We start from the raw sequence: 13,288 nt of genomic DNA, 5'->3' as shown, positions 1-13,288 counted from the left end.
AGCCAACCAACACGGCGGCCGGGAAAAAATGATAGACTTTTAATAGTCAAACAGACCAAAACCAAAGCGAACAGGAGCCCCTATGCAAACCCGACAACTAGGCAAAAGCGATCTGACACTGAGCGAAGTCGGTCTCGGCTGCTGGCAACTGGGTGGCGATTTCGGCCCCATTACCGCCGACACCGTCGCCGAGATTATCGACACGGCTCTGGCCGAGGGCATTACGTTTTTTGATACCGCCGATGTCTACGGCGACGGTGCCAGCGAACGCTATCTCGGGGAACACCTGGGAACCCGCAACCCCAAGCCGGTGATCGCCACCAAATACGGCCGGGGCGATGGTAGCTACCCGGATGGCTACTCCCTGACCCATATGCGGGACTCGGTCAAGCGTGCCCAGGATCGCCTGAAAACCGACTCGCTGGACCTGTTGCAATTGCACTGCGTGCCCACCGAGATCGTGCGTCGCGGTGAAATTTTCGACTGGCTGCGCACCATCCAGCAGGAAGGCCACATTCGTTACTTCGGGGCCAGCGTGGAAACCGTGGAAGAAGGCCTGATTTGCGCCGAACACGATGACCTGACTTCCCTGCAGGTCATTTTCAATATTTTCCGCCAGAAACTCCTGGATGAATTGCTCCCGCGCGCCGAAGACAAAAACATCGGCGTCATCGTCCGTCTGCCTCTGGCCAGCGGCATGCTGAGCGGCAAGTTCACCGAGAAAACCCGGTTTGCCGAGAGCGATCACCGTCATTTCAATCGCGACGGCGATGCCTTCAACGTGGGCGAAACGTTTGCGGGTATTCCGTTTGAAACCGGCGTGAAGCTCGTGCGCGAGCTGGAGAAGAAAGTCCCGGAAGGCTACACCATGGCGCAGATGGCCATGCGTTGGTTGCTCGATCAACCCGCGGTTACCAGCATCATCCCGGGTGCCAGCTCAGCCAAGCAGGTACGCGAGAACGCCCGTGTCAGCACTTTGAACCCGCTCCCGGATGAACTGCACGAAGAGCTGTACGACTTTTATCAACACCAGGTGCAGCAGCATATTCGCGGTGTGTATTAAACGCTGACGTTCGTTACTGACAAAAAAAAAGCGGCCATTGGCCGCTCTTTTTTGTTCTACTGCACGGTACTGTTTAGGAGCGACGACGCAGGACGCGCGCACCACCCAACAACGCCAGTACCATCAGGAACAGACTGTTAGTCGAGCCACCGTGATCGGCACCTTTAGGCAATTCCGCCGAGGGGGGCACAACCAGGCTGTCACTGACAGAGATGGTGACGGTAGTGGCTTCACTTTCGCCTTCGGCATTGGCTGCCACCAAATCGAGCGTCAGATCCTCACCAGCGGTCAGACTCTGACCGTCCACCAGGGCAATTGCACCGGAATCATTGATGGTCAGGACGCTTTCACCGGACCCGCCGACAATGCTCCAGGATTCGGTTTGGCTGGAGTTCGCGCCAAAGCAATCCAGTGCCTGTCCCAGGGACTGACCCGGACGCGGCTCAACATCGACTTCAATGGTCTGACCTTCCAGCACATCCGGAACACCAGAAACCTGGCTGTCCATGTAGCACTTCAACCAGGTCATGGCCGGACGCTCATTGCCGTCTTCATCGATCAGGAACGCGCCCTGCTCATCACGCCAGTGCCCCGGACGAAAGCCCCACAAGGTCACCCCTTTCACCATCGGATGTTCCCAGAAAATGGGGAAGACACGGCGGTAGTCGTTCAGTTGTTGCTGGTCGGTCGGACCATCAATATCCATCTCGGTGATATAGATCGGCAACTCCAGAGCGGCCACTTCGTCAAGCGCGGCTGAAATCTCCTCGGCAGATCCGGTGGTGGAAAACGCATGCGCCTGGATACCAACAGCGTCGATCAACTCGCGGTCCTTCAGCAGCTCGATAATCTCGATGTAAGAGGAGCGAACGTCACCATTGCTCAACACGTTGTATTCATTGATCATGAGCTCAGAGTCGGGGAAATAGGTACGCCCCATTTCGAACCCTTCGATGATCCAATCCCAACCCGTGGTGCCCGCACCACCCAGCGCGTCGACATAGTTGCCGCCCTGGCCGTTGTCATCGGCAGCGTCAGGCGCATCATTAACCGGTTCGTTGACCACTTCGACGAAATCAAAGCGGCTTACGCCTTCTGAGTCCTCATACCGCTGGGACACCACGTCGAACCACTCGGTAATGGCGTCAAGTTGAGCAGCCGAGTCCAGATCAGCCATCCACTGCGGCTGCTGGTTGCCCCACAGCATGACGTGAAAGCGGTAAGGGAAACCGTTCTCTTCAGCGAAAGTGACGGACTCATCCAGGCCACCGGCGAAGCTGTTGGCACCTTCTGCGGTGAACCATTCGTCCTGATACTGAGCAGGACGGGTCTCGCTGTTGGTCACGACGCCCCACTTGCCGGCGTTCTCGGCAACGACCTGATTGAAATACTGTTCAAAATCTTCGATCTGGCTGGGCGAAAACACGCCCCCCAGGAACTTGTCCTGACCGGCGGCCAGCGGCCCCTCTTCCTGTGCGGTGGCCCCCATCGCCAGGGGCAGTGCCAGAGTCAGACCGGCCAGACAACGCTTTGTAAACCTCATAATTAAAACCCCATTATTGTTATCACACAGTTACTCCGATTGATGTCACCGGAGTATAGTCAATCGACCGCCACTACATAGACCGTCTTTTCACAGTCCGCATCCCGGCAGAGTTGGTCACTCGCTTTTGGTCAGATAGACTACAAGTTACTGCATGCGGCCCTCCGGGTCAACTGGTAACAACAAAAATTTGGGCGCCAATTGGCTTCCCCTCCCACCTTCACGGCGAAGCGGCTGATTTTCAACGGTTTTTCTGTTAGCTTGAGCCTCTTTTAACGACTCAGGTCTGAGCGTCCAGCCCTCGGACGAGCCCCCAAACCAACCGCTTCCAACCCGTCAGAGAACCGCTATGTCCCGTTCCCAGCCTCTCACTGCCGACCAGATCCTGGACATTGATCGCCAGCACGTCTGGCACCCTTACTCCTCCTTCCTGAATCCGACCCCGGTGTTCCCGGTGGAGCGGGCCGAGGGCGTGTACCTGCACCTGGCCGACGGCCGGACGCTGATCGACGGCATGGCCTCCTGGTGGTGCCAGTTGCACGGGTATAACCATCCGGCGCTCAACCGGGCCATCGAGGAGCAACTGGGAAAAATGGCCCATGTCATGTTTGGCGGCCTGACCCATGAACCCGGCGTGCGACTTGCCAAACAACTAGTGGATTTGACGCCACCGGGCCTGAATAAAGTGTTCCTTGCCGACTCCGGGTCGGTATCGATTGAAGTCGCGTTGAAAATGGCCATGCAGTTCTGGCAGTCCCAGGGCAAGCCGGAGAAGCATCGCTTCCTGGCGCTGCGTCGCGGATACCACGGTGACACCTTCGGCGCCATGTCAGTGTGCGACCCGGTCACCGGCATGCACCAGTTGTTCAGTCACACCCTGGCACAACAGCTTTTTGCGCCGCAGCCTGAATGCGACTTTGATGCCGACTGGGACGAGCGCTACATTGACGATTTCAAACAACTTCTGGTCGATCACAAGGGCGAGCTTGCCGCCGTGATTCTGGAGCCCATCGTCCAGGGAGCGGGCGGCATGCGCTTCTATTCTCCCCACTACCTCAAGCGGGTGAGGGAGCTGTGCGATGAGCACGATGTCCTGCTGATTGCCGATGAGATCGCCACCGGCTTCGGTCGAACAGGCAAACTGTTCGCCTGCGAGCACGCGGGCATCAGCCCGGACATTCTGAGCCTGGGCAAGGGCCTGACCGGCGGTTACATGACGCTGGCAGCGACGCTGTGCAATGACCGGGTCAGTGACGGCATCTGCCGGGGAGACGCCGGGGTGTTTATGCACGGGCCGACCTTTATGGGCAACCCCCTCGCCTGTTCGGTGGCCAGTGCCAGTATTGATCTGTTGTTGGAAAGCGATTGGGAACAACGAGTGAAAACCATCGGAGCGCAGTTGAAACGCGAACTGGAGCCCTGTCGGGCGTTAGACGCGGTAGCCGATGTGCGGGTATTGGGGGCGATCGGTGTTGTGGAGTTACATGAGCCGGTGGATATGGCGACCGTGCAGCCCCGGTTTGTGGAAGAAGGCATTTGGGTGCGGCCGTTTGGGAAGCTGGTTTACATTATGCCGCCGTTTGTGACCTCCGAGGAGGAGTTGCGGACGTTGACCGGGGGGATTTATCGGGTGGTTTCCGAGTTAGGGTGATGGCTGGGTCGGTTAGTCCGGCCCGCGGTGAGGTGCCACACCTCAGTCTGATTGGGTAGGTGGCGCTTCGCTTACCTACCCTACGGAGTCTGGGTTAATCGATGGCTCGTGCTGGCCAGCTGGCGGTGGGGTAGACCCTTTCAAGACCGTGGAGCGGGGGACCCTCGATTCGAGCCCCCAAGGATGGGTTTACGGCGTGTCTTGAAAGGGTCTACCCCACCGCCAGCCTTCGCTCCATAGCTCAACCAATCGGCCGGATCCCCACCGCTTCACGCAATTTCTGCAACAAAGGCCGGCTGCGCTCGCGCGCTTTCTCGGCACCGGCGTGCAGGACTTCTTCGATCGGCTTCGGGTTAGCCATCAGCGCTTCGTAACGCTCACGCGCCTCTCCAAGCTGGTCGTTAACCAATTCAAACAACTGCTTCTTGGCCTCGCCCCAGGCAATGCCTTCGGCAAAGGCCTGGCGCATTTCTTCGGTCTGCTCGGGAGTCGCGAAGGCCTGCCAGATCTGGAATACGGTAGAGTCATCGGGGTCTTTCGGGTCACCGGGTTCCAACAGGTTGGTTTTGATTTTGTTGATGTGTTTTTTCAATTTCTTTTCGGGCAAGAACAGTGGAATGGTGTTGCCGTAGCTTTTGCTCATCTTGCGGCCATCCAGGCCCTGCAACACGGCCACATGCTCGTCCACCTTCGCCTCCGGCAATACGAAGTGCTCGCCGTAATGGTGATTGAAACGCGCCGCGATGTCCCGCGCCATTTCCACATGCTGGATCTGGTCTTTGCCCACGGGTACTTCGTGAGCGTTGAACATCAGAATGTCAGCCGCCATCAGCACGGGGTAGCTGTAAAGCCCCATGGTCACGCCAAAGTCCGGATCTTCGCCGGTCTCCTGGTTGGCCGCCACCGCCGCCTTGTAGGCGTGAGCGCGGTTCATCAGGCCTTTGGCCGCCATGCAGGTCAACAGCCAGCACAGCTCGGGAATTTCGGGCACATCGGACTGCCGGTAGAAAATGGCTTTGTCGGTATTCAGGCCCAGAGCGAGCCAGGTGGCAGCGATCTCGCGGGTGGATTGATGCACCTGCTCCGGGTCCTGGCACTTGATCAGCGCATGATAGTCCGCCAGGAAGTAGAACGATTCGGCGTCTTCGCGCTCACTCGAGCGAATCGCCGGGCGAATCGCGCCCACGTAATTGCCCAGGTGGGGGGTGCCCGTGGTGGTGATACCTGTTAAAACCCGCTGTTTGCTCATGTCGTTATCGTATCGCTGCCAAAGGTTGGAAGGAGAAAAGCCGCCAATGATACAGGTTGGCCACCGGCTTTTGCACCTTCGAGCTCACAATTTGACCGTTTGGGCGAGCGTGGTCAACGCGTCGGTGTAGGGCTGCTGCCAATGGCGTTCGTGGAGAAAATCAACGGAGGGAGCCTCAAGTGAGTGCCCCGCCTCGAAAGCCTCGTACACCTTCTGCAGTGCGCGGGCAAAAGCATCGGCTTCGCTCGAGGGGTTACCCCGATCACTCGTGTACCGACACTCCTCCGGGAACCATTCCGGGTAGGCTTCACGGTCGGGCAGCAGAGGCCAGCAACCGGCAGCCACCGCTTCGAGCACCGACAGCCCCTGGAAATCGTGCAGCGCCGTGGAAAGCACAAGATGGCTTTGCGCCAGAAGGTCCCGGTAGCGCTCCCGACTGGGCTCATAACCCCAGTGGCCCAGGGCATCGTGCTCCGCCAGCAATGTTTTCAGGGCATCAAAGGCAGGCGGTTGCTGGCGGAACTGTTGCCCCACCATGTGCACGCGAAGCCGGGCGTCCGGGCACTGCTCAAAAAACCGCTGCAACCCCAGGAGCAGCCGATCCGGACCCTTGTCATACTCCCAACGGTGGTTCCATACCAGGGTCAACGGGCCGACGCTATCGGCCCGGTTGGGGACAAAACAGGCCGCCTCCATGGGCACGGGCAAGACCCGCGAGCGTGCTTCAAGACCGCCCATGACTTCGTCCGGGATAGCGTCGGGTAGCCGTTGCAGAAGGCGGGTTGCCCCAGCCAGGAAGGAGGTTCGGTTGTAATCCGAATTGAAGGCGACCTGATCGGCGCACAGGGCGGTGTACAGGTTGATCAGCTGCGGCTCAACGTTCGCTCGCTGCTGCTTGCGCTGAGGGTAGGCAAACTGATTCTCGTGAAAATAGACCAAGGTGGGAATTCGGCACAGCTCGGGCACCAGACCGCGCAGACAGGAAAGATCCACCATGGAGGTGGCGATCAGCAGGTCGTAGGGTTGTAGCAGCGTTTCACGCGCCTGATGCGCCCAGAGAAAGCCGCTGCCGCGCATCCGCCACTTGAAGTGCCGGGGCGGCAGGGCCAATTGAGTCCACTGCCACTGCGGGAAACGCGCGGCCAGTTGCTCACGCCAGCGCCGGTGGCTGGGAGCGTCGTAACCGGACAGGAGCAGAATCCGCATTAACCGGCGGTTCCGTAATGCTCGCTTGCCCCCTCCAGCAGATAGACCTCAAGCCCGCTCTGAGCCAGCAGTTGCACGGCCACGTAGCTGCGTCGACCGGCGTCATCGGTCACCACGTACACCTTGTCGCTATCGAGCTGCTCGAGCGTGTCTCGCAGCTGTGCCAGTGGCAGGCTGCGGCTGCCTTCGAGCTTGCCAAAACGACGTTCGACGGCGAGACGCACATCCAACACTTCCGGTTGTTTGAGCTGATTGCGCCGTTCGGGCCAGTCGGCGGCCGGAATCGTCTGGATCACCGGTTCCTGCAGCAGTGTTTTGAAGTCGGCTTTTTCCAGACGCATCAGGCGTCCGGCGGATATCATCTGGACATTGGCGTTGCGGGTAGTGTCACCCACCAACGCTTCCTCTCCAAAATAGGAGCCCGCTCCCAGTTCCGCCAATACCTTGCCAGCTTTGTTGCTCACCTTGGCGCGGCCGGATTCGAGCACATAGAAATAATCCCCCGGCTCGCCTTCGCGGACGACCCAATCGCCCTCTCCCACATCGATTTCATCAAAGCGCACGAACAACTGTTGAATGTGGCTGGGGGGGATACGCGTAAACAGCGGCGATTCAAGCAGGTAAGACATCCAGTCATGCTCGCCGTCGCCGGGCTCGGCATCGGGGTGATCGCCACTTTGGCTCCAGACCATGACCAGGTCGAGAAAGTCCCGTTCGAGCGCCACCAGCTCCACATCGGACATGGCCACGGCGGACACCTGCGTTGGGGAGTGATCCGTCAACGGAAAGCGGGCTTCTTCCGAACCGGCTTCCAGCGGGCGCTTCTCGAACTGCGCATCGATCAGGTCGACCCGCCCCGACAACAGATAATATTGGGATTCAAGCGTTTTGCCGCGTTTGAAAATCAGAGTGCCCCGGGACATTGCCGAGTACTCGGCCTTCTCCAGGACCTTGTCCAGGTACTCGTCCGACAGTCGATCAAAGGGGGCAAAGGCCCGGAGCGTATCTCGCTGGAGCGTCATTACATTACTACCATCCGTTAAAACAAACGAGCGCCGGTTAGAACAGGCGGGGAATATTGATTCCCAGAGTATAGGCGGTCTCATCCAACTGAGTATCGTGTGCCAGGCCCAGGTCCAGGGTCCAGCGGGTGCTGCCAATGGCGGTACGAACGCCACCGGCGTAGATCGGATCCTGACGCAGGTCGTTGTCGGCCATCTCCAGAATCCAGACCGGGCCGACCACCGGTTTGAAGGTCGCCGCCACACCCCAGGTCGCATAGGTATCGTCGATTACCCGATCGTGCTCCACACCGCCATTGAGGTGCAGAGTCAAACTGTCCACCAACTGAAAGCTCAGCGGCACATTCACAAAATAGCGATCAAGCTCGCTGGCGGAACGATGGTAGTTGGCGCCTCCAGAGACTGCCAACGCGGGCCCGCTGCGGGACGTCCACACGACCTTTTTGTATTCCAAGCCAATGTCCGACACTTCGTCGGTTTCATTGTTGTAGGTCACCGGCAACGTCCAGTCCGAACCGCCGGTAAAATTGCAGCCCGGGGATACCACCGAATGGCTGACGGGATCCGCGTGGGTGTACCACGTTTCAAACTCACAGTTTTGCGGGGGCGTGATACTCGCATCGTCCACCATGAAGTGGCCGCCGTTGGCACTGGCATAACCGGCGAGAACAGACAGGCCCGCAGCCCACAGAACAGAGACTCCCGTATGATTCATAGCGCTTCCCCTCTTTGTCTCAGGACCGCCCCGGTGCATGCGGGTAACGGAAGTATTCGTTCAGTATCTGATAGAGATAACAGGCATCATCCCGGCCGGCCAGTTCGCGAATCGAGTGCATCGCGAAAGTGGGAACGCCCACATCCAGCGTTTTTACCCCGACTTCGGAGGACGTGATAGGCCCGATGGTGCTGCCACACTCCATGTCCGTGCGGGAGACAAACGTCTGAAGCGGCACTTGCGCCCGCTCGGCCAAATCCCGAAACAGGGCACTGCTTTCGCTGGTAGTGGCGTAGCGCTGGTTGGCGTTGACCTTGATCACCGGCCCCAGATTCAGCCGGGGGCCGTGATTATCATCATGGCGGTCAGAAAAGTTCGGGTGAACGCCGTGGGCATTGTCTGCAGAGACCATCAATGAAGCGTCTATCACCTGCATTCGGGTTTCGACGTCGGGCAGGAGGCGCTCAAGAAACTGTTGCAGCATCGGCCCTTTGGCGCCACAGGCCGAGGCACTGCCCACCTCTTCGTGGTCGTTACAGACCAGCAGGCTACTGTACTGGTCGTCCGCGTCAATGAGGCTCTGCAGTCCGACATAACAGCTCAGCAGATTGTCCAACCGGGCACTGGCCAGAAAGTCCTCCGCCATTCCGATTATGGCCGGAGGCTGGGTATCGTACAGGCTGATTTCGAAATCCAGCACCCGGTCCACCTCAAGGTCCGGGTGTTGGGCAAGCGCTTGGGCTTTCAGGCGCTCGCGGAACTCGGGCTGATCCACGCCCGGAGTTTCACTCAACAACAACGGTGGCAGCTCTTTCTGGGGGTTGATACTGCGCTGACGATTGGCCTCGCGGTCCAGGTGGATGGCGAGGCTGGGGACCACAGCCACCGGCGCCTTGAAATCCACCAGGGCACTGCGAATCCGGCCGTGGTTGTCCCGGTAGCTGACCCGTCCCGCCATGGAGAGGTCCCGGTCGAACCAGGGCGCCAACAAAGCCCCTCCATACACTTCAACACCCAGTTGGGCGTAACCCTGGCGCGACAACTCGGGCGTGGGTTTGACTTTCAGGCAGGGGCTGTCCGTATGGGCGCCCACCATGCGAATACCGCTGGCCGGGAGCGATTCTTTACCGTAGACAAAACCGATAACCGACGAGCCGTTGCGCATAACCCAGTACTTACCACCGGGCTCAAGCTTCCAGGCTTCGCCTTCGGCCAGGGGCTGAAAACCGGCGCGGGTCAGTTCAGCGGCGATATTGGCCGCGGCATGAAACGGCGTGGGGGACGCCTGCAGAAAATCCAGCAGGCCTTCGTTAAAGGTTTGAGACGACATGGAAGTCATAAACACTCGCAGAATTTCATGGTGTATTCATTCATTGACGCGCCGAGCCAATGAAAACACTCGTGGTTTACGGAACGACGTCAAAGCGCGATCAATAACAGAACGCCACCCAGTATCAGACGATAGACCGCGAACGGCATCATACCCAAGCGGCTGATATACTGCATGAAATAGTGCACAACAACAAACGCACTGACGCCCGCCAACGCGGCCCCAATCAGCAGTTCCATCCAGGGCGCCGGCTCCTGTTGCATCACCAACTGCAGCGCTTTGTACCCGCCACTCAGGGCGATGACCGGCACGGACATCAAAAATGAAAAGCGCGCCGAGTCGGTTCGGGTAAACCCCAGAAGCAACGCGGCGGTAATGGTGATACCCGAACGAGATGTGCCGGGAATCAACGCCAGCGCCTGGGCCAGCCCAATCAACAGAGCCGCCTTCCAGGTAATATCGGCGATGGTTCGGGCGCGGCCGCCACGCCAGTCGGCCCAGCCCAACGCGATACCAAAAATCAGGGTCGTCAACGCGATCACCAGGGTGGAACGCAAGTGCTCTTCAATAAAACCATCAAAGACCAGACCGCAGACGGCCGCGGGCAAGGTGGCGAGTATCAGCAGCCAGGCCAGTCGGCTGTTCTCGGTGGCCGGCGCGCGCGCCACCACCTGACGGCTCCAGTCGCGCGTCATTTGCCAGAGGTCATCCCGAAAATATAGCACTATCGCCGTCAGAGTGCCGACATGAACCGCCACATCAAACGCCAACCCCTGATCGGGCCAGCCCAATAACGCCTTGGGCAACAACAGATGGCCCGAACTGGAGATGGGAAGAAATTCGGTAATCCCCTGAATCAGGGCGAGCAAAACGATGTGCAAGGTTTCCATGGTCGATTCCGTCAGTCACAAGCGACAAGCGAGGGGTTGGTCAGGAGCGAATACGCTGGCGTTTTTTCCAGCTGATTTTGTCTCTCAGGTACACCGGTTGCGCCTGCTCGGCCGGCACCGCTTCACCATTGGCCAGCGCGCGCTTGGCCAGAGGCAACATATGCAGCGCATCAGGGTAAACTTCGAGGTCCCGGTGTTCAGGCGTCAGGGTGGCAAGCTCGGGATAGTGCCAGCCGGGACCAATGGCCACAAATGCCGAACCCAACCGCTGTACACCGGGTTGTGCGGCGACCTCTGAGGGGGGCGATACCGCTTCAGCTTCGAGCCGCCGCAGCCAATCGGGCTCGCCAGTCCAGGACAGGAGCGCCCAATACACTTCCTGCATGCGCGCATCCAGTGCCACCAGCACTGGTCGCCCCTCCTGCGCAAAAACGGGATGCGCTTCATAGTATCCCAGCGCCATGGCATCCAATGTGGAAACGCCAACAACGGGCAGGTCCCGGGCGAACGCCAACCCCTGTATCACACCCAACCCGATTCGCAGCCCGGTAAAGGAACCCGGCCCGCGACCAAATGCCAGCGCATCCAAATTCGCAAGACTCCAGCCAGCTTCAGCCAGCACTTCATCCACCATGGGCAACAATCGCCGAGTATGGCTCTTGGCCGCCAATTCGAAACGGCTCAATGTGCGCTCACCGTCCATCAAAGCAACGGAACAGGCGTCGGAGGAGGTATCCAGGGCAAGTATTCGGGGCATATCGTCAGACTCTCGAACTCTGAGAGCCCGCATTCTGCCAGATTTCCCAGGCGAGTGCATGACAGGGACCATAAAAGCAAAAAACCCGAAGAGCGGCGGCCTTGACCGACACCCTTCGGGTTTGAACGATTCAGGCCCGGGGCCTGCTAAACGTCCTTACGCTTTCTTGGCCGGACGGCCACGGCGCTTGGCAGTTGCCTTGCGGGCACGGGTTTTCGCCGGTGCCGCAGTGGTAGAGCGCTTGGTGGTCGCCCGCTTCTTAGCGGTTTTTTTGCGAGTTTTGGACTTAGCCTTGGCGGCCGCCTTGCGATCCACCTGGACTATTTTGGTTTTTGCCTTCTTCTCGGCGGCTTTGGCCTTGGCTGCGGCCTTCTTCTTCGCTGCTCTTACCTTGCGCTCGTCAGCCTTGGCACGAGACTTCCGCCACCGCTGCTCATAAGCTTCTTTCGCCTTCTCGAGATCGCTCTCGGCCTTTTCAGCCAAACGCTCACGCAATTCAGTGATTTTGGCCTCTGCCGCGTCAGCAGCCGCTTTGGCGCTCGCCATGGCTTTGGCTTTGGCCAATTCCACGCGCGCCTCGGATACTTTGGACCGCGCAGCCTTCGCCCGCTCGTTGGCTTTGCTCACTGCAGCGTTCGCGGTTTTAGCAGCCCGCTTGTCAGTGGCTCGGGTTGAGCCCGCCGCTTTGGCTTTGGCCGCCGCCGCTTTCTTCCGCGCCGCTTCTACTTTCTTGGCGTGGGCGTCGACGTCCTTCTGCAGTTTCTCGATTTTAGCTTCTGCTTTGACTACCGCCGGATCAGCCGCTGTTACGGGTGTGGCAGTGCGCTTTGCCGTGGCGCGTTTGGCAGTTGCCTTACGCTTTTTTGCTACTCTGGCCATAAATGTTTCTCCTCAACTTCGTATCGTTGTTTACACATCAGTTGATTAATAAAACAGGGCACAGTTCAATGTGCATCCAGTCCGTCCACAAATACTATGTAAAAATTAGACACAATGCGAGTTTTTAGCAAATATTTTGCTGATTTTTTCCACTTTTTTTGAAATTTTTATGGATTAGTTGGTTAAACCCGTTTTTTTGTGGGTTGTTTGTTGCTTAAAAGCAACGCTTCTCAGTTTTTTGTACTGAAACAAAATGGGGCCCGCAAATGCGGGCCCCATCAAAAAAACGCTTCTATTAATTGAAACGACGTGCCGCTATTTCAAAACTTCCTCAAGCTGCTGACGAATATCGTCAATACTGCCCACCCCGGAAACGCGGGTGTATTTTGGCGCTTCGGCGTTGCCGCTCGCCTCAAGGTCACGATAAAAGTTGACCAAGGGTTTGGTCTGCTCGTGGTAAACCGATAGGCGTTTGCGCACGGTTTCTTCCCGATCATCCTCACGCTGAATCAAGGGTTCCCCGGTTATATCGTCCACACCCTCCTCTTTCGGCGGCTGGTGCTCAATGTGGTACACCCGTCCCGAAGGCTCATGCACCCGGCGACCGGCCAGCCGGGAGACAATTTCCTCGTCGGCGACATCAATTTCGATGACATGATCAATCTGGATGCCTTCATCCAGCAACGCCTGAGCCTGGGGAATGGTGCGGGGGAAACCATCAAACAAAAAGCCGTTGGCACAATCCGGAGACTTGATGCGTTCCTTGACCAACGCGATGATCAGATCATCCGGCACCAATCCGCCCGCCGCCATGATGTCTTTCGCTTGCAAACCGAGGGGAGTGCCCGCCTTAACAGCGGCACGTAACATATCGCCCGTGGAAATCTGGGGAATACCAAACTTATCCATGATCAACTGTGCCTGGGTACCTTTACCGGCTCCCGGGGCACCGAGCAGGATTATCTTCATGGGTTGCTCCTTAA

Annotated in this window: 12 protein-coding genes; 2 read left to right on the top strand and 10 right to left on the bottom strand. The window is 58.4% G+C overall.

Annotation, left to right across the window (positions count from 1 at the left end; all coding sequences use genetic code 11):
- Positions 1–82 precede the first annotated feature (82 nt).
- On the top strand, positions 83–1,063 hold the full coding sequence (locus G547_RS0105410) for an aldo/keto reductase (RefSeq protein WP_027328963.1): 981 nt from the start codon (positions 83–85) through the stop codon (positions 1,061–1,063).
- A 73-nt stretch (positions 1,064–1,136) separates the two neighbouring features.
- Here G547_RS0105410 and G547_RS20275 read toward each other — a convergent pair whose 3' ends face one another.
- Positions 1,137–2,606, bottom strand: coding sequence for an endo-1,4-beta-xylanase (locus G547_RS20275; protein WP_051234888.1), 1,470 nt, complete (start codon positions 2,604–2,606; stop codon positions 1,137–1,139).
- Between the two features lie 349 nt (positions 2,607–2,955).
- Here G547_RS20275 and bioA point away from each other — a divergent pair, with 349 nt between their 5' ends.
- Positions 2,956–4,257: an adenosylmethionine--8-amino-7-oxononanoate transaminase gene (bioA, locus tag G547_RS0105400; RefSeq protein ID WP_036187362.1), complete on the top strand. Its 1,302-nt coding sequence runs from the start codon at positions 2,956–2,958 to the stop codon at positions 4,255–4,257.
- A gap of 241 nt (positions 4,258–4,498) precedes the next feature.
- Here bioA and G547_RS0105395 read toward each other — a convergent pair whose 3' ends face one another.
- From G547_RS0105395 to adk, 9 genes are all read right to left on the bottom strand, one after another.
- A complete protein-coding gene (locus G547_RS0105395) occupies positions 4,499–5,506 on the bottom strand; it encodes a tryptophan--tRNA ligase (protein WP_027328961.1) in 1,008 nt (335 codons plus the stop codon).
- An 84-nt stretch (positions 5,507–5,590) separates the two neighbouring features.
- On the bottom strand, positions 5,591–6,712 hold the full coding sequence (locus G547_RS0105390) for a tRNA-queuosine alpha-mannosyltransferase domain-containing protein (RefSeq protein ID WP_027328960.1): 1,122 nt from the start codon (positions 6,710–6,712) through the stop codon (positions 5,591–5,593).
- Entirely contained in the window at positions 6,712–7,734 is a 1,023-nt protein-coding gene (locus G547_RS0105385) for a cyclic nucleotide-binding domain-containing protein (RefSeq protein ID WP_027328959.1), read from the bottom strand. The genes G547_RS0105390 and G547_RS0105385 overlap by 1 nt, the downstream gene beginning before the upstream one ends.
- A 37-nt stretch (positions 7,735–7,771) precedes the next feature.
- Complete coding sequence (locus G547_RS0105380; protein ID WP_027328958.1) at positions 7,772–8,449, bottom strand: hypothetical protein; 678 nt, start codon at positions 8,447–8,449, stop codon at positions 7,772–7,774.
- Between the two features lie 19 nt (positions 8,450–8,468).
- Positions 8,469–9,779 carry a M18 family aminopeptidase gene (locus G547_RS0105375; RefSeq protein ID WP_036187454.1) on the bottom strand — a complete coding sequence of 437 codons (1,311 nt, stop codon included), beginning with the start codon at positions 9,777–9,779 and terminating at the stop codon, positions 8,469–8,471.
- Between the two features lie 89 nt (positions 9,780–9,868).
- On the bottom strand, positions 9,869–10,669 hold the full coding sequence (locus tag G547_RS0105370) for an undecaprenyl-diphosphate phosphatase (RefSeq protein WP_027328956.1): 801 nt from the start codon (positions 10,667–10,669) through the stop codon (positions 9,869–9,871).
- A 40-nt stretch (positions 10,670–10,709) separates the two neighbouring features.
- Positions 10,710–11,426 carry a tRNA (adenosine(37)-N6)-threonylcarbamoyltransferase complex dimerization subunit type 1 TsaB gene (gene tsaB / locus G547_RS0105365; protein WP_027328955.1) on the bottom strand — a complete coding sequence of 239 codons (717 nt, stop codon included), beginning with the start codon at positions 11,424–11,426 and terminating at the stop codon, positions 10,710–10,712.
- 156 nt (positions 11,427–11,582) lie between these two features.
- Positions 11,583–12,305, bottom strand: coding sequence for a hypothetical protein (locus G547_RS20270; RefSeq protein ID WP_051234886.1), 723 nt, complete (start codon positions 12,303–12,305; stop codon positions 11,583–11,585).
- A 315-nt stretch (positions 12,306–12,620) separates the two neighbouring features.
- A complete protein-coding gene (gene adk, locus G547_RS0105355; RefSeq protein ID WP_027328954.1) occupies positions 12,621–13,274 on the bottom strand; it encodes an adenylate kinase in 654 nt (217 codons plus the stop codon).
- Between the last annotated feature and the right edge of the window lie 14 nt (positions 13,275–13,288).

The organism is Marinimicrobium agarilyticum DSM 16975 (genome assembly GCF_000423345.1).
Taxonomy (GTDB): domain Bacteria; phylum Pseudomonadota; class Gammaproteobacteria; order Pseudomonadales; family Cellvibrionaceae; genus Marinimicrobium; species Marinimicrobium agarilyticum.
This window is presented reverse-complemented; position numbering and strand designations above follow the sequence as displayed.